This is a genomic window from Mycobacterium sp. (genome assembly GCF_965277065.1).
Lineage (GTDB): Bacteria > Actinomycetota > Actinomycetes > Mycobacteriales > Mycobacteriaceae > Mycobacterium.
In genome coordinates, this window is the sequence record NZ_CBDIBT010000017.1 from 384,773 (window position 1) to 405,632 (window position 20,860).

General features: G+C 66.3%; 24 protein-coding genes. 9 read left to right on the forward strand and 15 right to left on the reverse strand.

The window, feature by feature from the left end; genetic code table 11:
- Nucleotides 1-48 precede the first annotated feature (48 nt).
- From ACQY5A_RS10260 to car, 3 genes are all read left to right on the forward strand, one after another.
- Nucleotides 49-291: a hypothetical protein gene (locus ACQY5A_RS10260; protein ID WP_428340249.1), complete on the forward strand. Its 243-nt coding sequence runs from the start codon at nucleotides 49-51 to the stop codon at nucleotides 289-291.
- A gap of 97 nt (nucleotides 292-388) precedes the next feature.
- Complete coding sequence (gene gabT, locus ACQY5A_RS10265; protein WP_428340250.1) at nucleotides 389-1,729, forward strand: 4-aminobutyrate--2-oxoglutarate transaminase; 1,341 nt, start codon at nucleotides 389-391, stop codon at nucleotides 1,727-1,729.
- Nucleotides 1,730-1,863: 134 nt separating this feature from the next.
- Nucleotides 1,864-5,361 carry a carboxylic acid reductase gene (gene car / locus ACQY5A_RS10270; protein ID WP_428340251.1) on the forward strand — a complete coding sequence of 1,166 codons (3,498 nt, stop codon included), beginning with the start codon at nucleotides 1,864-1,866 and terminating at the stop codon, nucleotides 5,359-5,361.
- A 66-nt stretch (nucleotides 5,362-5,427) separates the two neighbouring features.
- On the opposite strand, the gene ACQY5A_RS10275 is transcribed toward car, so the two are convergent.
- The 5 genes from ACQY5A_RS10275 to ruvC form a co-directional block, all read right to left on the reverse strand.
- Nucleotides 5,428-6,075 carry a hypothetical protein gene (locus ACQY5A_RS10275; RefSeq protein ID WP_428340252.1) on the reverse strand — a complete coding sequence of 216 codons (648 nt, stop codon included), beginning with the start codon at nucleotides 6,073-6,075 and terminating at the stop codon, nucleotides 5,428-5,430.
- 244 nt (nucleotides 6,076-6,319) lie between these two features.
- Nucleotides 6,320-6,703, reverse strand: a complete 384-nt coding sequence (locus tag ACQY5A_RS10280) for a DUF1304 domain-containing protein (protein WP_428340253.1) — start codon at nucleotides 6,701-6,703, stop codon at nucleotides 6,320-6,322.
- Between the two features lie 69 nt (nucleotides 6,704-6,772).
- Nucleotides 6,773-7,831, reverse strand: coding sequence for a Holliday junction branch migration DNA helicase RuvB (ruvB, locus tag ACQY5A_RS10285; protein ID WP_428340254.1), 1,059 nt, complete (start codon nucleotides 7,829-7,831; stop codon nucleotides 6,773-6,775).
- Nucleotides 7,828-8,421 (reverse strand): Holliday junction branch migration protein RuvA, encoded by a 594-nt coding sequence (ruvA, locus tag ACQY5A_RS10290; protein WP_428340255.1) that lies wholly within the window; start codon nucleotides 8,419-8,421, stop codon nucleotides 7,828-7,830. The genes ruvB and ruvA overlap by 4 nt, the downstream gene beginning before the upstream one ends.
- Complete coding sequence (gene ruvC / locus ACQY5A_RS10295) at nucleotides 8,418-8,972, reverse strand: crossover junction endodeoxyribonuclease RuvC (protein ID WP_428340256.1); 555 nt, start codon at nucleotides 8,970-8,972, stop codon at nucleotides 8,418-8,420. The genes ruvA and ruvC overlap by 4 nt, the downstream gene beginning before the upstream one ends.
- Before the next feature lie 394 nt (nucleotides 8,973-9,366).
- Between ruvC and ACQY5A_RS10300 the strand changes: the two genes are divergently transcribed.
- The 5 genes from ACQY5A_RS10300 to ACQY5A_RS10320 are packed head-to-tail and all read left to right on the forward strand — an operon-like array spanning nucleotide 9,367 to nucleotide 12,937.
- Nucleotides 9,367-9,975 carry a DUF4178 domain-containing protein gene (locus tag ACQY5A_RS10300; RefSeq protein ID WP_428340257.1) on the forward strand — a complete coding sequence of 203 codons (609 nt, stop codon included), beginning with the start codon at nucleotides 9,367-9,369 and terminating at the stop codon, nucleotides 9,973-9,975.
- An 11-nt stretch (nucleotides 9,976-9,986) separates the two neighbouring features.
- A complete protein-coding gene (locus ACQY5A_RS10305; RefSeq protein WP_428340258.1) occupies nucleotides 9,987-10,481 on the forward strand; it encodes a DUF2617 family protein in 495 nt (164 codons plus the stop codon).
- A complete protein-coding gene (locus ACQY5A_RS10310; RefSeq protein ID WP_428340259.1) occupies nucleotides 10,478-10,909 on the forward strand; it encodes a DUF4247 domain-containing protein in 432 nt (143 codons plus the stop codon). The genes ACQY5A_RS10305 and ACQY5A_RS10310 overlap by 4 nt, the downstream gene beginning before the upstream one ends.
- Before the next feature lie 22 nt (nucleotides 10,910-10,931).
- Nucleotides 10,932-11,387 (forward strand): DUF350 domain-containing protein, encoded by a 456-nt coding sequence (locus tag ACQY5A_RS10315; protein WP_428340260.1) that lies wholly within the window; start codon nucleotides 10,932-10,934, stop codon nucleotides 11,385-11,387.
- On the forward strand, nucleotides 11,384-12,937 hold the full coding sequence (locus ACQY5A_RS10320; RefSeq protein ID WP_428340261.1) for a polyamine aminopropyltransferase: 1,554 nt from the start codon (nucleotides 11,384-11,386) through the stop codon (nucleotides 12,935-12,937). Before ACQY5A_RS10315 ends, ACQY5A_RS10320 begins: the two co-directional genes overlap by 4 nt.
- Here the strand turns inward: ACQY5A_RS10320 and ACQY5A_RS10325 are convergent, their stop codons facing one another.
- The 4 genes from ACQY5A_RS10325 to ACQY5A_RS10340 form a co-directional block, all read right to left on the reverse strand.
- Nucleotides 12,938-13,840 (reverse strand): hypothetical protein, encoded by a 903-nt coding sequence (locus tag ACQY5A_RS10325; RefSeq protein WP_428340262.1) that lies wholly within the window; start codon nucleotides 13,838-13,840, stop codon nucleotides 12,938-12,940.
- 130 nt (nucleotides 13,841-13,970) lie between these two features.
- Complete coding sequence (locus ACQY5A_RS10330; RefSeq protein ID WP_428340263.1) at nucleotides 13,971-14,726, reverse strand: YebC/PmpR family DNA-binding transcriptional regulator; 756 nt, start codon at nucleotides 14,724-14,726, stop codon at nucleotides 13,971-13,973.
- 60 nt (nucleotides 14,727-14,786) lie between these two features.
- Complete coding sequence (locus tag ACQY5A_RS10335; RefSeq protein WP_428340264.1) at nucleotides 14,787-15,017, reverse strand: TetR-like C-terminal domain-containing protein; 231 nt, start codon at nucleotides 15,015-15,017, stop codon at nucleotides 14,787-14,789.
- Nucleotides 15,018-15,082: 65 nt separating this feature from the next.
- Nucleotides 15,083-15,712, reverse strand: a complete 630-nt coding sequence (locus ACQY5A_RS10340; protein WP_428340265.1) for a class I SAM-dependent methyltransferase — start codon at nucleotides 15,710-15,712, stop codon at nucleotides 15,083-15,085.
- Between the two features lie 113 nt (nucleotides 15,713-15,825).
- Here ACQY5A_RS10340 and ACQY5A_RS10345 point away from each other — a divergent pair, with 113 nt between their 5' ends.
- Nucleotides 15,826-16,641, forward strand: coding sequence for an oxygenase MpaB family protein (locus ACQY5A_RS10345; RefSeq protein WP_428340478.1), 816 nt, complete (start codon nucleotides 15,826-15,828; stop codon nucleotides 16,639-16,641).
- On the opposite strand, the gene pdxT is transcribed toward ACQY5A_RS10345, so the two are convergent.
- The 6 genes from pdxT to ACQY5A_RS10375 all read right to left on the reverse strand — a co-directional run bounded on the left by pdxT (nucleotide 16,625) and on the right by ACQY5A_RS10375 (nucleotide 20,859).
- Nucleotides 16,625-17,221 (reverse strand): pyridoxal 5'-phosphate synthase glutaminase subunit PdxT, encoded by a 597-nt coding sequence (pdxT, locus tag ACQY5A_RS10350; protein WP_428340266.1) that lies wholly within the window; start codon nucleotides 17,219-17,221, stop codon nucleotides 16,625-16,627. The genes ACQY5A_RS10345 and pdxT overlap by 17 nt on opposite strands.
- A complete protein-coding gene (gene tesB / locus ACQY5A_RS10355) occupies nucleotides 17,218-18,063 on the reverse strand; it encodes an acyl-CoA thioesterase II (protein ID WP_428340267.1) in 846 nt (281 codons plus the stop codon). The genes pdxT and tesB overlap by 4 nt, the downstream gene beginning before the upstream one ends.
- A gap of 10 nt (nucleotides 18,064-18,073) precedes the next feature.
- Nucleotides 18,074-18,922: a pyridoxal 5'-phosphate synthase lyase subunit PdxS gene (gene pdxS, locus ACQY5A_RS10360; RefSeq protein ID WP_428340479.1), complete on the reverse strand. Its 849-nt coding sequence runs from the start codon at nucleotides 18,920-18,922 to the stop codon at nucleotides 18,074-18,076.
- A gap of 165 nt (nucleotides 18,923-19,087) precedes the next feature.
- Entirely contained in the window at nucleotides 19,088-19,657 is a 570-nt protein-coding gene (locus tag ACQY5A_RS10365; RefSeq protein WP_428340268.1) for a TetR/AcrR family transcriptional regulator, read from the reverse strand.
- On the reverse strand, nucleotides 19,654-20,094 hold the full coding sequence (locus tag ACQY5A_RS10370) for a nitroreductase family deazaflavin-dependent oxidoreductase (protein ID WP_428340269.1): 441 nt from the start codon (nucleotides 20,092-20,094) through the stop codon (nucleotides 19,654-19,656). Before ACQY5A_RS10370 ends, ACQY5A_RS10365 begins: the two co-directional genes overlap by 4 nt.
- A gap of 30 nt (nucleotides 20,095-20,124) precedes the next feature.
- Nucleotides 20,125-20,859: an SDR family NAD(P)-dependent oxidoreductase gene (locus ACQY5A_RS10375; protein WP_428340270.1), complete on the reverse strand. Its 735-nt coding sequence runs from the start codon at nucleotides 20,857-20,859 to the stop codon at nucleotides 20,125-20,127.
- Nucleotide 20,860: the final 1 nt, after the last annotated feature.

Consider the following 20,860-nt stretch of genomic DNA (forward strand, 5'->3'; position numbering starts at 1 on the left):
TTTGTCGCTTTCCAGTGTGTTCACACGCTGGCTACCGAGGAGGATCGAATGAGCAACCTAATCGGCCGGTTTTCGGGTGCCGTAGTGCTGGCGGCGGCGGCCGTGGCGTTCGCAACGCCGTCCACGAGCTGGGCCGACCCGCCGGGCTGCCAGTCCGGCGAGTACTGGGACGGCTACAGCAACATCTGCCGGCCGGTCGGTCAGGGTCCGGCACTCAACTGTCCCCCGGGCCAGTACTGGGACCCGACGACCAACGTGTGCCGCGAATTGGGACACACCGCCGCCGGCTGATACCACGGGTAGCCGGGCGCTCGACGTGCCGCGATTCACCGTCTCGTCATCTCGTCGAGCCTCGCGGCCCGCAACGTCGTCGAGCTAGGCTTTCGGCGTGTCTGCCATCGAACAGAGCCGCCATCTCGCCACCGAAATTCCCGGTCCGGCATCGCTCGAGCTGACCAAACGCCGCGCGGCGGCGGTGTCGGCCAGCGTCGGCAAGACCATGCCGGTATTTGCCGCTCGTGCCGCGGGCGGGATTGTCGAAGACGTCGACGGCAACCGGCTGATCGACCTGGGCTCTGGCATCGCGGTCACCACCATCGGCAGCTCCGCCCCGCGGGTCGTCGACGCGGTGCGTGCACAGGTCGCCGACTTCACCCACACCTGTTTCATGGTGACGCCCTACGAGCAGTACGTCGCGGTCGCCGAACAGCTCAACCGGCTCGCCCCGGGCTCGGGGGAGAAACGTTCGGTGCTGTTCAATTCCGGCGCAGAGGCGGTGGAGAACGCCGTCAAGATCGCGCGGGCCTACACGCGCAAAGACGCGGTGGTGGCGTTCGACCACGCTTACCACGGCCGCACCAACATGACCATGGCGCTGACCGCCAAATCCATGCCCTACAAGAGCGGATTCGGGCCGTTCGCCCCGGAGATCTATCGGGCGCCGCTGTCCTATCCCTACCGCGACGGACTCATCGACAAGGAACTGGCCACCGATGGCGAGGTGGCCGCCCGACGAGCCATCGAGGTCATCTCCAAACAGGTCGGCGCCGACAATCTCGCCGCGATCATCATCGAACCCATCCAGGGCGAGGGCGGTTTCATCGTCCCGGCCGAAGGGTTCCTGCCCGCTCTGCTGAGCTGGTGTCGGCAGAACAACGTCGTCTTCATCGCCGACGAGGTGCAGACCGGTATCGCGCGCACCGGAGCCATGTTCGCCTGCGAGCACGAGGGCATCGAACCCGACCTGATCTGTATCGCCAAGGGCATCGCCGACGGGCTGCCGCTCTCCGCGATCACCGGCCGCGCCGAAATCATGGACGCCCCCCACACCGGCGGCATCGGCGGCACCTTCGGCGGCAACCCGCTGGCCTGCGCGGCGGCGCTGGCCACCCTCGCCACCATCGAGGCCGACGGGCTCGTCGAGCGGGCCCGTCAGATCGAACGACTGATGAAAGACCGGCTCCAGGCTCTGCAAGCCGGCGACGATCGCATCGGCGACGTCCGTGGGCGCGGCGCGATGATCGCCGTGGAGTTCGTCGAACCCGACAGCGCCGAGCCCGATGCCAAGCTGACCAGCGCGCTCGCGGCCGCCGCACACGCCGCCGGCGTCATCGTGCTGACTGCAGGCACATTCGGCAATGTCGTGCGTTTTCTGCCGCCACTGACGATCAGCGACGAGCTACTGATCGAAGGACTCGACATCGTGGCCGGTCTGCTGGCTGACATCTAGACGGTTAGCCACCTCACATTTCCTGATCTTCCATTGTCTATCGGAAATATCGTTACCTTTGCTAACGTAGTAGTCATTAGGCGCAGCGTTGCGTCCGTTAGATTTTCCAAATTCGCACATTGTGAGGTTCCCTTATGTCGATAGACACCCAAGAAGTCCAGGAACAACGCGCCGCGAAGTTGGCCGCCGCCGACGCCGAGTTCGCCGCGGCGCAGCCTGTTCAGGCCGTCAGCGACGCCATCGAGGCCGCCGCGCCGCACCTCGCCTCGGTCGTCGAGGCCGTGCTGCAGGGTTACTCCGACCGACCCGCGCTGGCCCAGCGCGCATACGAGCTGGTGACAGACCCGCAAAGCGGGCACACCACCGCCAAGCTGCTGCCCTGGTTCTCTCATGTCAGCTATGGCGAATTGGCCGACCGCGTCGGCGAGGTGTCCCGCGCGCTGACCGACGGGCTGATCAACGCCGGCGACCGGGTCTGCGTGCTCGGCTTCACCAGCGTCGACTACACCACCATCGACGTCGCTCTGGGCGTCGCCGGCGCCGTCTCGGTTCCGCTGCAGACCAGCGCGGCGATCACCCAGCTTCTGCCGATCGTCACCGAGACCGAGCCCGCCGTTTTCGCCGCCAGCGTCGACTACCTGTCCGACGCTGTCGACGTGATTCTGGCTGGCGCCGAAGCGGGTCACACGCCCGGACGGCTGGTGGTGTTCGACTACCGCGGGGAGCTCGACGACAACCGCGAAGCGCTCGAGAGCGCACGGCAGCGGCTGGCCGACCTGACGCTGGTCGTCGAGACGCTCAACGACGTCCGCGATCGCGGCGCCGCACTGCCCCCGACCACCGCCGCAGCCGACGGGGACGACCCGCTGGCACTGCTGATCTACACCTCGGGCAGCACCGGCGCCCCCAAGGGCGCGATGTACCCCCAGAGCAACGTCGCCAAGATGTGGAATCGCTCGGCCAAGAACTGGTTCGGACCCAGCGCCGCGTCTATCAGCCTGAACTTCATGCCGATGAGCCACGTCATGGGTCGCGGCACCCTGTACGGCACGCTCGGCAACGGCGGCACCGCCTACTTCGCCGCCAAGAGCGACCTGTCGACGCTGCTGGAGGACCTGCGGCTGGTGCGCCCCACCGAGCTGAACTTCGTTCCGCGCATCTGGGAGATGCTCTACAGCGATTTCCAGGGCGAGGTCGCTCGGCGGACCGCTGAAGGTGTCGACCGGAAGACCGCCGAATCTCAGGTCATCGTCGAGCAGCGCCAAGAACTGCTCGGCGGACGCTTCATCTTCGCGATGACGGGATCGGCTCCGATCTCCCCCGAGTTGCGGAGCTGGGTTGAGTCGCTGCTCGACATCCACCTGGTGGACGGCTACGGCTCCACCGAGGCCGGCATGGTCCTGCTCGACGGCGAGATCCAGCGCCCGCCGGTGCTCGACTACAAGCTGGTCGACGTGCCGGACCTGGGCTACTTCGCCACCGACCGGCCGCACCCCCGCGGTGAGCTGCTGCTCAAGACCCCGAACATGTTCCCCGGCTACTACAAGCGGGCCGAGACCACGGCAGGCGTCTTCGACGAGGACGGCTACTACCGGACGGGCGACGTCTTCGCCGAGACCTCCCCGGACCACCTGTTCTACGTCGACCGGCGCAACAACGTGCTGAAGCTGGCGCAGGGCGAGTTCGTCACCCTGGCCAAGCTGGAGGCAGAGTTCGGCAACAGCCCACTGGTCCGCCAGATCTACATCTACGGAAACAGCGCCCAGCCGTACCTGTTGGCGGTCGTCGTGCCGACGGACGCGAACGCGTCGAAGTCGGAAATCGCCGAGTCGTTGCAGACCGTCGCCCGCCAGGCGAACCTGCAGTCTTACGAGGTGCCGCGTGACTTCATCATCGAGACAACGCCTTTCAGCCTGGAAAACGGCCTGCTGACCGGGATCCGCAAATTGGCGTGGCCGAAGCTCAAGCAGCACTACGGCGAGCAACTGGAGCAGTTATACGCGGACGTGGCCGAAGGCCAGGCCAACGAGTTGTCCGAGTTGCGGCGCACCGGTGCGGGCGCGCCTGTGTTGACGACCGTCAGCCGGGCCGCCGCGGCGATGCTCGGTGCGGCCGAGTCCGATCTGACGCCCGACGCCCACTTCACCGACCTTGGTGGAGACTCGTTGTCCGCGTTGACATTCGGCAACCTGCTGCATGAGATCTTCGACTGCGACGTGCCGGTCGGCGTGATCGTCAGCCCGGCCAATGACCTGCAGGCCATCGCCGACTACATCGAGGCTGAGCGACAGGGCAGCAAGCGGCCCAGCTTCTCTTCGGTGCACGGTCGCGACGCCGTCGAGGTGCACGCCAGTGACCTGACGCTGGGCAAGTTCATCGACGAGGCAACCTTGGCCGCCGCGCGCGGGCTGCCCGGGCCTGCCAGCGAGGTGCGCACCGTGTTGCTCACCGGCGCAACAGGATTCCTCGGCCGCTACCTGGCGCTGGAGTGGCTGGAGCGGATGGACCTGGTCGACGGCAAGGTGATTGCCCTGGTGCGCGCCAAGTCAGATACCGACGCCCGGGCGCGCCTTGACAAGACGTTCGACAGCGGAGATCCGAAGCTGCTGGAGCACTACCAGAGCCTGGCCGCCGATCACCTCGAGGTCATCGCCGGCGACAAGGGTGAGGCCAACCTGGGCCTGGACGACGCGACCTGGCAGCGGCTGGCCGACACCGTCGACCTGATCGTGGACCCGGCCGCTCTGGTCAACCACGTGCTGCCGTACAGCGAGCTGTTCGGCCCCAACGCGGTGGGCACCGCCGAGCTGATTCGGATCGCGCTGACCACCAAGTTGAAGGCGTTCACCTACGTCTCGACAATCGGTGTGGGCGACCAGATTCAGCCCGGCAAGTTCATCGAGGACGCCGACGTCCGGCACATCAGTGCCACCCGCCAGATTCACGACGGCTACGCCAATGGCTACGGCAACAGCAAGTGGGCCGGCGAGGTGTTGTTGCGCGAGGCCAACGACCTCTGCGGGCTGCCGGTCGCGGTGTTCCGTTGCGACATGATCCTGGCCGACACCACCTACGCGGGTCAGCTGAACCTGCCGGACATGTTCACCCGGCAGATGCTCAGCTTGGTCGCCACCGGTATTGCACCCGGCTCGTTCTACGAGCTCGACGCAGAAGGTAACCGGCAACGCGCCCACTACGACGGGCTGCCAGTGGAATTCGTCGCCGAGTCGATCTCGGAGCTGGGACCACGGTCGGCGGAGGGGGAAGCCGGCTTCCAGACGTATCACGTGATGAACCCGTACGACGACGGCATCGGCTTCGACGAGTACGTCGATTGGCTGATCGACGCGGGGTACTCGATCCAGCGGGTGGGCGACTACGGCACCTGGCTGCAGCGGTTCGAGACGACGCTGCGGGCGCTGCCCGAGCGTCAGCGTCAGTACTCGCTACTGCCGCTGCTGCACAACTACCAGAAGCCGCAGGCGCCGCTCAACGGGTCGATGGCTCCGACAGACCGGTTCCGCGCCGCGGTGCAAGAGGCGAAAATTGGTCCCGACAAAGATATTCCGCACGTCTCGCAGCCGGTGATCGTCAAGTACGTTACCGATCTGCAGTTGCTCGGACTGCTCTAAACAGAAGCCTGGGTCGTGGATGCTCGTGATCCACGACCCAGGCTTCTGTCTGGCGTTTCCGCGGTGTCAGTGGCTCGTCGCGCCGGCACTGGTGCGCCTGAACAAGCCGCCCTTGCTCTCGCGCCGATGACGTCGGGGCGCGGGCGTCAACACTTCAGTTCGCGCGGACTCCGCGAAGGCGTCAAAGGTGTCCGATGCTGCGCCCGTGGATAGCTCGGCGGCCCGCTGAGACCACTCCACATCCTTCGCCGTCCGGATCGTCACTCGCGCCAGGACCGCCCCACCGATGAAGACGATGAACGCTCCCAGTCCGGAAAAGGATGCGATCTCGATGGCGGCGCGTTTGGCATCGGTGGCCGCGATCGGCTGGCCGACGTCGCCAAGGCGCAGTGTCGACGCCAGCGTGCGGCCGACGACGAACCAGGCGCCGGCGATCACTGCGAGCCAGCCGCCGAACATCGCAGTTGCGCGGTTCCCGGAGATCAACACCAAGAACCCACCCGCTGCGGTGACGGCTCCGGGCAACACCTCCAGCCAGGCTCGTGCCGTGTTCCACACCCAGGCTTGGCCGGGCTCGTAAGCGAAATGAAAGTAGGGGCCTATGAAGGGGATCAACGCACCCCACACACCGAGAACGAGTAGGAGCAATCCGCTCACTGCGCCGCGGCTGCGCGGCATGTGCAGGCTACCGAAGCCTGATCGTGAGTCCGTCATTTCGAGTTCTCCTCAAACAGTGGACACAAAAGTGTCGTTTGCGTGCTGAGTGCCCCTTCGCCGACGAGCAAACCCATGCTGTCAGCGTGCGCGTGACGCTAGCCCTCGCGCCTTAGATCCACCTCAGAGCTGACCGGCTCGAACGGCGCCCGGCAACGACACGGTGCGGGGTCAAAACGGCTAGTGCAAGCTTTATCAGCAAGGTAACCGATCTCAGCAACTGCTGAGTTTATTCAGAATCGGACTAGTGGAGTCCCGCGACGAGTAGGACGACGGCGATTGCCGGCAGCGTGCCCTGGGTCAGCGCCGCCCGCGCCTTGTCCGGCGCCGAGGCCAGCAGCACGGCCGCCGCGGCCGCCATCGACCCGACGCCCGCGAAGATCAGGGCAGCGCCAATACCTATGTGTCCCAACTCGATTGCCCCGATACCCACGCCGGTGACAATCGCCAGGAAAAGGTTGTAGAAGCCCTGGTTGAATGCCAGCAGCTTGGTGGTCTCCGCTTCCTCGGCGGTGGTACCGAACGCGGCACGAGTGCGCTTACTGGTCCAGGTCAGCGACTCCATCGTGAAGATGTAGACGTGCAGCAGCCCGGCCAGCCCGGCGAATACCAATGCGGCAGTGATCATTCCGACCTCCTCGTCCTCGTCAAAGGCGTCGACCCACTTCGCCCGGCTCCGCCGCGCTCGTGATCGCCGCTAGTCGAACAGTCCCGACTGCCCTAAACCACTGGCTCGCGGGGGTGGTGTCATCCCTAAGTGCGTCCACGCCCGCGGGGTCGCCACCCTGCCGCGCGGCGTGCGGGCGATCATGCCCGCCCGCACCAGGAAAGGCTCGCACACCTCCTCGACGGTGGTGGCCTCTTCGCCGACAGCGACCGCCAGCGTCGACACACCGACCGGGCCGCCGCCGAAGCTACGGGTCAGCGCCGACAGCACCGCCCGGTCCAGCCGGTCGAGACCGAGCTCGTCGACGTCGTACACCGCGAGTGCGGATTTGGCGACGTCGCGGGTGATCACACCGTCAGCGCGCACCTCGGCGAAGTCGCGTACCCGGCGCAGCAGCCGGTTGGCGATGCGGGGGGTGCCCCGCGAGCGTCGCGCAATCTCCGTGCCCGCCTCGGCGCCCAGCTCGATACCGAGAATCCGGGCGGAGCGGGTCAGCACCCGCTCCAACTCGGCCGGCTCGTAGAAGTCCATGTGTGCGGTGAACCCGAACCGGTCGCGCAACGGGCCGGTCAGCGCGCCGGACCGAGTGGTCGCACCCACTAGGGTGAACGGGGCCACCTCGAGCGGAATCGATGTCGCCCCAGGGCCTTTGCCGACGACGACGTCGACCCGAAAATCCTCCATCGCCAGGTACAGCATCTCTTCGGCAGGACGGGCGATGCGATGAATCTCGTCGATGAACAACACGTCGTGGTCGACGAGGTTGGACAGCATCGCCGCGAGGTCTCCGGCGCGTTCCAGTGCCGGACCTGATGTCACCCGTAGCGAGGAACCGAGTTCGGCAGCGATGATCATCGCCAACGACGTCTTGCCCAGCCCCGGCGGACCCGAGAGCAGGATGTGATCCGGTGTGCCACCGCGGTTCTTGGCGCCCTCGATGACCAGCTGCAACTGTTCCCGCACCCGCGGCTGGCCGATGAACTCCCCTAGCGAGCGGGGGCGCAGGCTGGCGTCGACGTCGCCCTCTCCGACGGTCAGCGCTGCGGAGACCTCCCTGTCCTCGGGGTCTTCGTCGTCGGCGTGATTCATTTCGTCTTCCCCAGCAACGACAGCGCCGACCGCAGCGCGGTTGACGTGGTGGCCTCCTCGTCGGCCGCCAATACCTTATCGGTGGCCTCTTCGGCCTGCTTAACCGCAAAGCCAAGCCCCACAAGGGCTTCTATGACAGGGCCGCGGACACCGTGGCCGCTCGGCAATGTCGACGTCCCGCCGGTGCCCACCGGGCCGATTTTGTCACGCAGCTCGAGCACCATCCGCTCGGCGCCGCGCTTGCCGATGCCGGGGACGCGGGTCAACGCAGTGACGTCGCCGTCGGAGAGCGCCTGCCGCAGCGCGGTCGCGTCGTAAACGGCTAGCGTGGCCAGCGCGATCTTGGGGCCGACCCCGGAAACGCCGAGCAGGGTCAGGAAAAGGTCGCGGGCGTCCGCGTCGGGAAATCCGTAGAGCGTCATCGAGTCTTCGCGGACGATCATCGCTGTGATCAAGCGGGCTTCGTTGCCGCGACGCAGAGTCGCGAGCGTGGACGGGGCCGCCATCAGCTTGTACCCCACGCCCGCCGCCTCGATCACGACGTGATCGAGCGCCACGTCGAGCACCTCGCCCCGCACCGACGCGATCATCTGGCCGCCCTGAGCTTGGCCTTGTAACTGCGAAGCTGTTCGGCCGCGAGCGCCTCGGCGAGGGCCATCCGCGCAATCATCGGTGCGCGCCAGCAGTGGCAGATCGCCAACGCAAGTGCGTCTGCGGCGTCCGCCGGCGTCGGTTTCGTCTGCAGTGCAAGGATTTTCGTGACCATGGCGGTCACCTGAGCTTTGTCAGCGCGGCCGTTGCCGGTCACGGCGGCCTTGACCTCACTGGGTGTGTGGAAGTGGACACCGATGTTGCGCTTAGCGGCGGCAAGTGCGATCACGCCGCCGGCCTGCGCTGTCCCCATCGCGGTGTTCGCGTTCTGATTGGCGAACACCCGCTCGATCGCGATGACGTCCGGCAGGTGGGTGTCCATCCAGTGGTCGACGGTGTCGCTGATGGTGAGCAACCGGCGCTCCAGCGGCTCATCGGACGGCGTGCGCACCACATCGACGTCGAGTGCGATGAGCTGGCGGCCACGTCCGCTCTCGACGACCGATAGCCCGCAGCGCGTCAGGCCGGGGTCGACGCCCATCACACGCACGCGCACTCCTAGCTGTACCGAACGGTTGTTCGACACCTTAACGGGCGGGGCAAACAGGCCCGGGTAGGACACGCGGTTCCTAATGTCTTGGAATACGTGTCGCGGTCGTCACTGATGTCTGCCACCCCTGCCCGAGAAAGTTCGTTGAGCAAATACCGGGAAAGCGAATCGGTGTCTGTCGGGGCTATTCGACATAGCGCGAGGCCACGTCGCTCAGGCTGCCCTGAGGTCAGGGACGCACAGCGCGACCGGCTGCTGCTGGTCCAGTACGAAATCCTGACCACTGACCCAGCCCCCGGCGTGGACGCCGCCGATCATCCGTAGAACTCGAGCCGCTGCGAAGCGAAGCTGCTAGGTTTCACCCCCGGGGGCTAGAAGGTAGGGAAGGCCTGGGATGGGCACTGTGCTGCTGGTACTCGCGGCGGCGCTCTTCATCGCGGCGGTGGTCGTCTTCGTCGTTGCGTTGCGCCGCCCCAAGCAACCGCACAGCGGCCGCCAAGACCCGCTCGCGTTCGCCGCGGCGGCACCGCAATTCGGACCGCGCCAATTGGGCCCCGGCGCGATCGTCAGCCACGGTGGAATCGACTACGTCGTCCGCGGCTCGGTCACCTACCGCGAGGGGCCGTTCGTCTGGTGGGAACACCTGCTGGAAGGTGGTGACGAGCCGATCTGGTTCAGCGTCGAGGAGGACGACGGGCGGCTCGAGCTCGCGATGTGGACTGCCCGCAAGGATCTCCAGCTGCAGCCGGGCGGCGAGCATGTCATCGAAGGCTTGACATATAACGAGTCGGAGCGCGGACACGCCGGCTACACCACCGAGGGCACCACGGGTTTGCCCGCCGGCGGAGAGATGGACTTCGTCGACTATGCCAGCGCGGACAAGACGGCCTTACTCTCCTTCGAGCGCTGGGCGCCGGACACGCCCTGGGAGGTGTCGACCGGCAAGTCGGTGCTGACCGGCGAGCTCACCGTGTACTCAGCCCCGGCGCCGGAATCCGAGTAGGGCCGACATCAGTGCCCCTTCATCACCTGTCGGTCATCCCTGTCGACGTCCGCGGCTCTGAGCTCGGGCTGGCGCTCAACAGCCCGGCCCCGCTCCCGCTAGCCACCTGCCGCCTCGACCATCCCGACGGCGGCGCGCTGGTGCTGGGCGTCTTGGGGGCCTCGCACGTCGTCACGGTTGAGCATTCCAACACCGTTTTCTCCGAGCAGGTTTCGTGCGACCTCGAGGGCGATCTCCCCGATCAGACGCGGGCACCGGGTTACCATCTCGAGTCGCGGATCGACCTCCACGACGAGTCCGAGTTCCGTCAGCTTGCCGACCAATTGCGTGAACAATGCTCAACCGAGACCGGTTGGCTCGGCGGCACATTCCCGGGTGACGATGCCGCGCTCACCGCGCTTGCCGCCGAGCCCGACGGCGCCGGGTGGCGTTGGCAGACCTGGCACCTCTACCCTGCCCCGGGCGGGGGCACGGTCGTCTACACCACAAGCCGGTGGCGCCCATGAGCCGCAACGCATTGTTCGTGATGGCAGTGGGTCTGGCCGTATCGTCGATCATCAGCCTGGTCCTTGGAATATCGCTGCAGCACAAGGACATACGCTCGTATATCGCGTCGCACTACCAGGAGTATTCGCGCGATGCGAGTGGCACCCGGTACCTGTGCACCGGCTCGCCCACCCGGGTGGCCGACACGCTCAGCAATTACCAGAGCCCGGCAGCGCGCGCCGCCAACGGCGGCAGCCAGTACCTGCGCTACGACGACGCGATCGTGTCGGTCGGCGCCGACGGGACACATCCGTGCAGCATCCGGGTCGAGGACCTGGCCGCCGGCTACAGTCACGGGTCGTTCATTTTCCTCGGGCCCGGGTTCTATCCCGGCTCCCCCTCGCGCGGCTCGGGCGGGAGCACAGGCGGCCCGGGTGGAACCAAATGACCTGCGGGAAAAGGAGATAACAATGTATCTAGCAGTCGAATTAGGGTCCATCGACCTCAACCCAGTTTTGCAAGGCGCGCTCGCAACCATTTCATACTTCTTGGTCGGCACCGCGGTACTCATCCTCGGTTTCGTCGTCGTGGACGTGCTCACGCCGGGAAAGCTGCGGGAACTGGTGTTCATCGATCGCCGCCCCAATGCCGTGATACTCGCCTGCGCCAACTACATCGCGGTGGCCGCCGTCGTCATCTGCGCCATCACCAGCAGTTACCGCCAACTCGGCCAGGGACTGATCGGGGTGGCGGTGTACGGGCTCATTGGCGTCGTTCTGCAGGGGGTCGCCGTTCTGACCATGCACTGGGTCATCCCGGGTAATTTTCATGAACACATCGACGAACCCGAGTTGCATCCTGCTGCGTTCGCCACGGCTGTGATGCTGCTGGCCGTGGGAGGAGTGACCGCCGCCGCGCTGTCATGACATCGACTGATCAGCAACCCGATTCGGCGGTGAGCACACCCTGGCGTGCGGTGTTGCTAGCCGCGGTGGCCGCGTGCGCGGCATGCGGCATCGTGTACGAACTCGCGCTGCTTACCCTGTCGACGAGCCTGAACGGCGGCGGCATCGTCGCCACCTCACTGATTGTCGCGGGTTACATCGCCGCGTTAGGCGCTGGCGCACTGCTGGTCAAGCCGCTGTTACGTTGGTCGGCAATCGCTTTCGTCGCGGTCGAGGCACTGTTGGCGATCGTCGGCGGGCTGTCTGCCGCCGCGCTGTATGTGATGTTTTCCTTCGTCGGCGGGTCGCTGCTGATGTTGGCACTGGGCACCGGGCTGGTCGGCGCGCTGGTCGGCGCCGAGGTGCCGCTGTTGATGACGCTGCTGCAGCAGGGTCGAACCGCTGGTGCCACCGATACCGGCCGGACGCTGGCCAACCTCAACGCCGCAGACTATCTGGGCGCGTTGGTCGGCGGGCTGGCGTGGCCGTTCGTGCTGCTGCCCCACCTGGGCATGATCCGTGGTGCCGCCGCCACCGGCATCATCAATTTGTTTGCCGCGGGAGTTGTTTCGATCTTCCTGCTGCGGCGTGTGGTGAGCGCGCGACAACTGGTCACCGCGCTCGGTGCCTTGGGCCTGGCGCTGGCGCTGCTGGCTGCCCTGCTGATCCGCGCCCAAGACATCGAAATGACCAGCCGCCAGCGGCTTTACGCCGACCCGATCATCGCCTTCCGGCAGTCGGCGTACCAAGAGATCGTAGTCACCCGCCGCGGGAACGACATGCGGCTCTATCTTGACGGTGGTCTGCAGTTCTCCACCCGCGACGAGTACCGCTACACCGAGAGCCTCGTCTACCCCGCCCTAGGGGCCGGCGCGCGGTCAGTCCTCGTGCTGGGTGGCGGCGACGGCCTGGCGGCGCGCGAACTGCTGCGCGCTCCCGGCGTCGAGAACATCGTGCAGATCGAACTCGATCCGGCGGTCATCGAATTGGCCCGCACCACAATGCGTTCTGCGAACGGCGGGTCGCTGGACAATCCACGCGTGCACATCGTGACCGGCGACGCCATGACGTGGCTGCGTAAAGCAACGGCGCCGTCTTTCGACGCCGTGATCGTGGATCTCCCCGATCCCGATACTCCGGTGTTGGGCCGGCTGTACTCCACCGAGTTCTACGCGTTGGTGTCCCGGGTGCTCGCGCCCAAGGGGCTGATGGTGGTGCAGTCGGGGAGCCCGTATTCGACCCAAACAGCCTTCTGGCGAACGGTTTCCACGATCACGGCCGCCGGGTACGCGGTGACGCCGTACCACGTGTTCGTGCCCACCTTCGGCGACTGGGGATTCGCGCTGGCGCGCCGGGGTGACACCGCCCCGGTGCCAGTCCTGCCGCGCAATGCCCCTGCGCTGCGATTCCTCACCAGGCCGGTGCTCGAGGCGGCGACGGTATTCGCGGCCGATGTGCAACCGCGCACGTTGGAGCCCTCGACGCTGGAACACCCGCGCATCGTCGAAGACATGCGCCACGGATACGACTAGCTACACCGAGATCGACGTCAGCGCGAGAAAGTGCGAGAGGGCAGCACGCTGGCGTGGATCTGGATGCCACCCGCGACGAGCCAGGGCGCGATATACCCGGCTGACGGTGTGGCGGGGCCGGTGCTCGGAGACCACCCGGATGACGATCCAACCCTCGTCCTCAGCAAAACCGAGTTTGTCGATGTCCTTGACGAACCGCTTACGGTCGCTGCGGTGATAGTCGCCGTCGTACTCGGCGGCGACCCGGTATTCCTCCCAGCCCAAATCGAACACAGCGATCAATTGCCGACCACGAAGCAGGGGTAGCTGTGAGGTGGGCTTCGGGAAGCCGGCGTCAAGCAGCAACAACCGTAGCCAGGTTTCCTTTGGCGACATCGCGCCTCCGTCGACCAAAGCCAGCGTCGACCTCAACTTGCGCACACCGCGCACTCCTTTGCGCTGCGCCGCAAGCACATTCACCTCGTCAGCCGAGAACGAGGTGGCCCGCATGAGCGCATCCAGTCGCGGCACTGCCGCACGGCGGGGCAGGTGTCGGCCCAAGTCGAAAGCGGTGCGGCATACCGTCGTCACGGGCAGCCCTCGTAACTGGGCAATCTCATGACATTCGAGCGATTCGTCGCGGACCACCAGACCGCGTTGCGGGCGGACACTCTTCCCGATCAACTCGATCGGGACATCCACGTCAACCCATGCTGCGCCGTGCAGAGCGGCGGCAGCCGCGCCGGCAACCACCCCGCGTCTGCGCGACCAGAGCCAAGCCCCGACAATCCGATCAATCAGCGACGGCTGGCGGTCCCGCGGGACGTAGACGTCACGGAATATCGGTCGATACCAACGGCGCAATTGGTGCTCGGTCAGCGCCGCTTCGCGCAGCGCTTCGCTGCCGCGGAAGACCTCGCCCATGAACGAGATCCTGCTTGGTATCGCCGAAGCGGCGCCTACCACTGTCCACACCCTCACCGAGATCGACGTTAGCGAGCTTGTCACTCGAGATAACGCCTCGCTGATGTCGATCTCGGCGACAAGCCGGCGACTATTCCGAGTCGAGCGCGGCCAATACCTCGTCGGACAGATCCACGTTGGTGTAGACGTTCTGCACGTCGTCGCTGTCTTCGAGCGCGTCAACCAATTTGAATACCTTACGCGCCCCGTCGACGTCGACCGGCACGCTGACCGACGGCTGGAAGCTGGCCTCGGCGGAGTCGTAGTCGATCCCGGCGTCCTGCAGCGCGCTTCGCACGGCCACCAGATCGGTGGGTTCGGAGACGATTTCGAAGCTCTCACCGAGATCGCTGACGTCCTCGGCGCCCGCCTCCAAGACCGCGGCAAGGACGTCGTCCTCGCTCAGGTCGTTCTTGTCCAGCGTCACGACCCCCTTGCGGGAGAACAGGTAGGACACTGATCCCGGGTCGGCCATGCTGCCGCCATTGCGGGTCATCGCCACCCGAACCTCGCCCGCGGCACGGTTGCGGTTGTCGGTCAGGCACTCGATGAGCACGGCGACGCCGTTGGGGCCGTAGCCCTCGTACATGATGGTCTGCCAGTCGGCCCCGCCGGCTTCCTCGCCGGCTCCACGCTTGCGGGCCCGTTCGATGTTGTCGTTGGGCACCGACGTCTTCTTGGCCTTCTGGATGGCGTCGTACAGCGTCGGGTTGCCCCCCGGGTCACCACCACCGGTTCGCGCGGCGACCTCGATGTTCTTGATCAGCCGGGCGAATTCCTTGCCGCGGCGCGCGTCCTTGACGGCCTTCTGGTGCTTGGTGGTGGCCCACTTGGAATGGCCGCTCATCGGCTAATTACCTCTTCTGTCGCTCACGATTCGCTTGCCGAGTCTACGTGTGCCCGGCGATCAGGGCGCCCCCGCGGCACCCAGCCTGACCAGCGGCAAGAAAACGTCATCGACGATCTCCTCGATCACGTGGTCGGGAACTGGGCTAAGCGTCATCATCCGCTCGTGACGGAACAGGTCGATCGGCAGCCGTGCCACCCGCTCGCTGATCTGCCCCGGTCTGACTTCGCCACGCGCCACGGCGTGTTGAATCACTTCGTCGAGAACGGTGTCGACGTGGCGTGCCGGCATGAGCTTGGCGGGCAGAACATTCGGAAGCCTCGCCGTGGAGAAAATCGCACTGCCGGACTACTCGCTCACCCCGGTTTGATCCACCGCCACTGCATCGATCCCCACGAGCCGGCGTCGGGCAGAGTGTCGCTGACCGCGTCCACCACGCCGGCCCACCAGTCGGGCTGGTAGTCGTCGCCGGACAACCAGCCGCCGGGTACCACTTTGGGCGCCCATGCGCGGATATCCGCGACGACGCTGGCGTAGTCATGACGGGCGTCGATGTGCACCCAGGCGAACGACTCGTCGGCGAACAACTCGGCTGCCACGACCGAGTCACAAATGACCAGTTGAATGGTGTCGGCCAGTCCGCAGTCAATGATGTTGCGGTGCAACAGGCCTGCGAAGGTCCCGCCGCCATGGTCGACCGCGGCGCCGTGTGCGTCGATATCACCGCGACCTTCGTGCCCACTGCCCCGCGCAGTGTCGACCCCGACGATCCTGGTGCTCGATCTCGCTTTCCGCACCACCTCGCCCAGCGAGCAGATGCTGCGTCCCAGATAGCAGCCGACCTCGGCGAACCGGCTCGCATTCGGGAACTGAGCGACGGCCTCCTCTTGGAGCGCCCGCCACTGGAACCAGCCCGGAATATCGCGCCAACTCCGGACGGGATCGTCGAAGGCACTGGTGGCCGCACCGCCAGCAGAAGAATTCATGCTCAGCCTTTACACCACAATGCCTCACTTCAAACGCTGCGTAGGGTGGTTATGTGACGACACAAAGCCCGCTGCGAGCGGTACGGGACGCATTGGGCAGCAGCTTGTTCGAAATGGTCGCCGGTCCCGACGGTCCGGCGCAGCGCGAGCGCATCCACCACACTCCGGGTCCGCGCTGGTTCGCCGACGACAGCCCGATCCGGCAGGTGCACGCGGACGCCTCGATGTTCGTCGGTGGATTGCGCGCCCTGCTGCTGCAGTCGTTGCATCCCTTGGCCATGGCCGGTGTCGCCGAACACTCGAACTATCGCGAGGACCCCTGGGGCCGACTGCAGCGCACCAGCACCTTTCTGGCCGAGACGACTTTTGGGTCCGCGGCCGACGCGCAACGTGCGGTTGATCGGGTCCGCGGAATCCATCGGTACGTGCACGGGGTGGCGGCCGACGGCAGGGCGTACACCGCCACCGATCCGCACCTGCTGGAGTGGGTGCACGTCGCCGAAGCCGACAGCTTCCTACGGGCCCATCAGCTCTACGGCGCCTCGCCGCTGGACCAGGCCGGCCGGGACCGCTACGTCGCCGACATGGCGGAGATCGCGTCCAAGCTCGGCGTGATCGACCCACCACGCTCCGAAGATGAACTGGCGCAACGGCTTCAAGCCTTCCGGCCGGAGTTGCACAGCACGGCGGTGGCACGCGATGCGGCCCGTTTCCTGCTGTTGACGCCGCCGCTGTCGTTGCCGGCGCGCGCCCCCTACGGCGTGCTGGCCGCGACCGCGGTCTCGATGCTGCCGCTGTGGGCTCGGGTGCCGCTGCTGCTTCCCTACTTTCCGCCTGTCGAGCTCACCGTCGTGCGCAGTGTCGGTCGCGTTCTGATCGGCGGCATCCGGTGGGCGCTGCCGGCCCCCGAGGTCAACGCCGGCCGTTGACAATGTCGACGAACAGGCGATGGATGCGGCGATCGCCCGTCACCTCGGGATGAAATGCCGTCGCCAGCACCGCGTCCTGACGTACCGCAACGGGGTGGTCCGCGGCCCGCGCCAGCACCTCCACACCCGCGCCGAACCGTTCCACCCACGGCGCGCGGATAAAGACCGCGTGCACCGGCTCATCGAGGCCCTCGAACGCTATGTCGCCTTCGAATGAGTCGACCTGGCGTCCAAAAGCATTGCGCCGCACCGAAATGTCGATTGCCGACAGCGGGAGTGCCTCGCGGCCGACCGTTCCGGCGTCACGGATCTCGCTGGCCAGCAGAATCATTCCCGCACATGCACCGTAGGCGGGCAGCCCACCGGCCAGCCGGGCACGTAGTGGTTCCAGTAACTCGAGCTCGCGAAGCAGATGAGTCATTGTGGTGGACTCCCCACCGGGAAGCACCAGCCCGTCAACAGCTTCCAGTTCGTCGCGCCGCCGGACGCTGACCGCGTCGGCACCGGCATCGCGAAGTGCCGCAAGGTGCTCGCGAACATCGCCCTGCAGCGCCAGAACGCCGACTCGGGGGCCAGTCACTGGCCGGACAGCCGCGGTTCGCTCGGGAAGCGCGTCAGCCCCTCCTGCATCACGGCGGCGACCATCTCGCCGTACTGGTTGAAGATCTTTCCCTGGCACAGCGCACGGCCACCGCACGCCGATGGCGACGACTGGTCATACAGCAGCCACTCGTCGGCGCGGAATACCCGCATGAACCACATCGCGTGATCCAGCGAGGCCACCTGCAGATGCTCGCGCTCATCGAGGTGGGTGACCTGCGCCGACCCCAGCAGGGTGAGGTCGCTCATGTAGGCCAGCGCGCAGATGTGCAGCACCGGGTCGTCGGGCAGCGGATCGCGGTGGCGAAACCACACCTGTTGCTGGGCTGCCTTGCCCGGCAGTTTGTGCACCTGGTCGCGCGGCACGATACGGATGTCCCACTCCTGGAACTGCTTGAATCCGTCGTCGTCGAACACCTTCATCGACTTGAGCCCCGGCAAATCGTCCGGCGGCGGCGCCGAGGGCATCACGTCCTGGTGGTGGATCCCCTCCTGATCGGTCTGAAACGACGCCGACATCGAGAAGATCGTTTTGCCGTGCTGGATCGCGTTGACCCGCCGGGTGGCGAACGAACCACCGTCGCGTAGTCGCTCGACGATGAAAATCGTTGGTGCCGAGGAATCTCCGGGCCGGATGAAGTAGCCGTGCAGCGAGTGCACCAGGAAATGCGGATCGACCGTGCGCACCGCGGAAACCAGCGACTGGCCGGCGACCTGCCCACCGAAGGTGCGCTGAAAGTTGCCCTGCTCGGGGCTGAACACACTGCCGCGGTAGATGTCGACCTCGAGTTGCTCGAGATCAAGGATCTTTTCGATCGACACGGAGTTGTTTTTACCAGCCGCGCTGGGCCAGGCGATGCGGCTCCGGAACCTGCTCGACGTTGATGCCGACCATCGCCTCACCCAGCCCGCGGGACACTTTGGCCAGCACATCGGGGTCGTCGTAGAAGGTGGTGGCCTTCACGATCGCCGCGGCGCGCTGTGCCGGGTCCCCGGACTTGAAGATTCCCGAGCCGACGAACACGCCTTCGGCGCCGAGTTGCATCATCATCGCGGCGTCTGCCGGAGTGGCGATACCACCGGCGGTGAACAACGTGACCGGCAGTTTGCCTGCCCGCGCGACCTCGACGACAAGGTCGAAAGGTGCGGCCAATTCCTTTGCTGCTACGTACAATTCGTCTTCGGAAAGCGAGCCGAGCCGCCGGATCTCTCCCCCGATGGCACGCATGTGAGTGGTCGCGTTGGAGACGTCACCGGTGCCGGCCTCACCCTTGGACCGAATCATCGCCGCGCCCTCGTTGATTCGCCGCAGCGCCTCGCCGAGATTGGTCGCGCCGCACACGAACGGCACCGTGAACTTCCACTTGTCGATGTGGTGGGTGTAGTCGGCGGGAGTCAGCACCTCGGACTCGTCGATGTAATCCACCCCGAGGCTCTGCAGAATCTGCGCTTCGACGAAGTGACCGATACGCGCCTTGGCCATCACCGGGATGGTGACCGCGGAGATGATGCCCTCGATCATGTCGGGGTCGCTCATCCGCGACACCCCACCCTGAGCACGGATGTCGGCGGGTACCCGCTCCAGTGCCATCACCGCGACGGCGCCGGCGCCCTCGGCGATCCGGGCCTGTTCCGGGGTGACGACGTCCATGATCACGCCACCCTTGAGCATCTCGGCCATGCCGCGCTTGACGCGCGCGGTTCCGGTCCGCGCGGTGCCGTTCACGCCATTGGGCTTAGCGCTTTCCACTGCTACCTCTATCGTCGGTGTCTCTGTGCCCGATATCGCCACCCATTCTAGTGGTCGGACACCAGCCGATTTCCTCCCGGCAGCCGAGCGGGACTGTCAGCGGGTGGCGGCGTCGAGAAGCAGCGCCGCGGCGGTTCTCGCCGACGCCGCAACATCTGGATCGCGATCCATCTGCGCGGCCAGGCCGCCGCCGTCGTACAGCAATTGCAATTGCCGGCCCAACGCTGCGGGATCGGATGCGCCGGCCTCACCGGCGAGCCCGGTGAGCAGGTTGCGGATGTCGGCGCGGTAATCGTCGGCGGCGTGTTCGATCAGCCCGCCCTCAGGTGCTTCGGCGCTGGCCGTGATGAACGCGCAGCCGTGGAACGCCGGTTCGGCGAACATCTCGGCCTGGGCGTCGAACACCGCCAACAGCCGCTGCCTGGGGTCGTCGTGTTGCCCGACGGTGCGCAGCAGCCGTTGCAAAGTCGCTTGGTGCCGAGTCTCCAGATAGGCCTGAACCAGGTTCTCCTTGCTGCCGAAGGTGTTGTACAGCGAGGCTTTGGCCACTCGCGCGCGCTCGATCACCCGGTCGATGCCGACGGTCTGCACTCCCTCGGCGTAGAACAGTTCGTTGGCCGCCGCCAGCAGCCGTTCGCGGGCAGTCTGCCTGGTCGCGGTCGTCACGACTGGCCCACCGGCTCCAACACCAGCACGGGAATCTCCCGGGCGCCGGCCTTGGCGCGGTATTCGGGAAAGTGCGGCCAGAATCGCTCCGCGACGGCCCAGGCTCGGGTCTTCTCGTCGCCGGACACCTCTCGAGCCCGGAATCGGCCTTTCGCCGCCCCGTCCTGCACCCAGAGCTCGGGATGCGCGGTCAGGTTGCGGTACCACGCCGGGTCGGTTGCCGCACCGGCATACGACGCCACCGCAATGTAGTTGTCGCCGTCGGGAATTCGCATCACCGGGTTCTTGCGGATGGCGCCGGTGCGGGCGCCGGTCGTGGTCAGAATGACCACCGGACGCCCTTCCAGGGTGCCGCCCTCTGCCCCATTGCTCGCTTCGTAACGAGCCACCTGGTCCGCGACCCGCTCAGTGGGGCTGGGTACATAGGCGTCAGTCATGGTCGTGTCGTCCTTTCCGGGTTTGACGGCTCAGATCGCGGTGCGTCCACCGTCGACGGGGATCAGTGCGCCGGTGATGTAGCTGGCCTTGTCGGAGGCCAGGAAGGCGATCACGTCCGCCAACTCCTTCGGGTCAGCCGCCCGGCCCAGCAAGGTGGTGGCACCGAGGCCGTCGAAGAACTCCTTGTCCGCGGCGTTGGTGTACACCGGTCCGGGCGCGACGGTGTTGACTCGCACGCCCGACGGGCTGAATTCGGCGGCCCACGACTTGCTCATCGTCGTCAATGCCGCCTTCGTTGCGCCGTAGGCGGCCGAACCCGACATCCCGACGTGGCCGGCCATGCTGTCCACGCTGACGATGCTGCCATGCCCGCGCGCTGCCATTCCTGGCGCAAAGGCGGCGACCAGCTGATAGGCGCTGCGGACGTTGGCGGCGAACATCTCGTCGAAGGTGACCTCGTCGAGCTGGTCGGTCGGGCCGAACCAGGCGAATCCGGCGTTGTTGACCAACACGTCAACCGGACCCACTGCAGCGGCCAGGTCAGCGGCCGCACCGGAGGCGGACAGATCCGCGGCGACGAAGCGGGCCCGGCCACCTCTACTTTCGATGGTCTTGACAGTCTCGGCGCCGCGAACGACGTCGCGCCCGTGCACGACGACCTCGTAGCCTTCATCGGCGAGCGCGAATGCGGTGGCCCGGCCGATGCCGGAGGTAGCTCCGGTGACCAGGGCTTTGCGCTCGGTGGTGGTGGTGATGGTGGTCATG

Bases quoted from the DNA above. Each gene is read 5' to 3' on its own strand.
- ACQY5A_RS10315 (WP_428340260.1), top strand. From the start codon at position 10,932: ATGTATCTAGCAGTCGAATTAGGGTCCATCGACCTCAACCCAGTTTTG.
- ACQY5A_RS10370 (WP_428340269.1), bottom strand. From the start codon at position 20,094: ATGACTGACGCCTATGTACCCAGCCCCACTGAGCGGGTCGCGGACCAG.
- ruvB (WP_428340254.1), bottom strand. From the start codon at position 7,831: ATGAATCACGCCGACGACGAAGACCCCGAGGACAGGGAGGTCTCCGCA.
- ACQY5A_RS10275 (WP_428340252.1), bottom strand. From the start codon at position 6,075: ATGACGGACTCACGATCAGGCTTCGGTAGCCTGCACATGCCGCGCAGC.
- pdxS (WP_428340479.1), bottom strand. From the start codon at position 18,922: ATGGCCGAGATGCTCAAGGGTGGCGTGATCATGGACGTCGTCACCCCG.
- ruvA (WP_428340255.1), bottom strand. From the start codon at position 8,421: ATGATCGCGTCGGTGCGGGGCGAGGTGCTCGACGTGGCGCTCGATCAC.
- ACQY5A_RS10330 (WP_428340263.1), bottom strand. From the start codon at position 14,726: ATGAGCGGCCATTCCAAGTGGGCCACCACCAAGCACCAGAAGGCCGTC.
- ACQY5A_RS10325 (WP_428340262.1), bottom strand. From the start codon at position 13,840: ATGGGCGAGGTCTTCCGCGGCAGCGAAGCGCTGCGCGAAGCGGCGCTG.
- ACQY5A_RS10300 (WP_428340257.1), top strand. From the start codon at position 9,367: ATGGGCACTGTGCTGCTGGTACTCGCGGCGGCGCTCTTCATCGCGGCG.
- ACQY5A_RS10340 (WP_428340265.1), bottom strand. From the start codon at position 15,712: ATGAATTCTTCTGCTGGCGGTGCGGCCACCAGTGCCTTCGACGATCCC.
- ACQY5A_RS10320 (WP_428340261.1), top strand. From the start codon at position 11,384: ATGACATCGACTGATCAGCAACCCGATTCGGCGGTGAGCACACCCTGG.
- ACQY5A_RS10345 (WP_428340478.1), top strand. From the start codon at position 15,826: ATGGTCGCCGGTCCCGACGGTCCGGCGCAGCGCGAGCGCATCCACCAC.
- car (WP_428340251.1), top strand. From the start codon at position 1,864: ATGTCGATAGACACCCAAGAAGTCCAGGAACAACGCGCCGCGAAGTTG.
- ACQY5A_RS10310 (WP_428340259.1), top strand. From the start codon at position 10,478: ATGAGCCGCAACGCATTGTTCGTGATGGCAGTGGGTCTGGCCGTATCG.
- ACQY5A_RS10280 (WP_428340253.1), bottom strand. From the start codon at position 6,703: ATGATCACTGCCGCATTGGTATTCGCCGGGCTGGCCGGGCTGCTGCAC.
- ACQY5A_RS10335 (WP_428340264.1), bottom strand. From the start codon at position 15,017: ATGCCGGCACGCCACGTCGACACCGTTCTCGACGAAGTGATTCAACAC.
- ACQY5A_RS10260 (WP_428340249.1), top strand. From the start codon at position 49: ATGAGCAACCTAATCGGCCGGTTTTCGGGTGCCGTAGTGCTGGCGGCG.
- ACQY5A_RS10375 (WP_428340270.1), bottom strand. From the start codon at position 20,859: ATGACCACCATCACCACCACCACCGAGCGCAAAGCCCTGGTCACCGGA.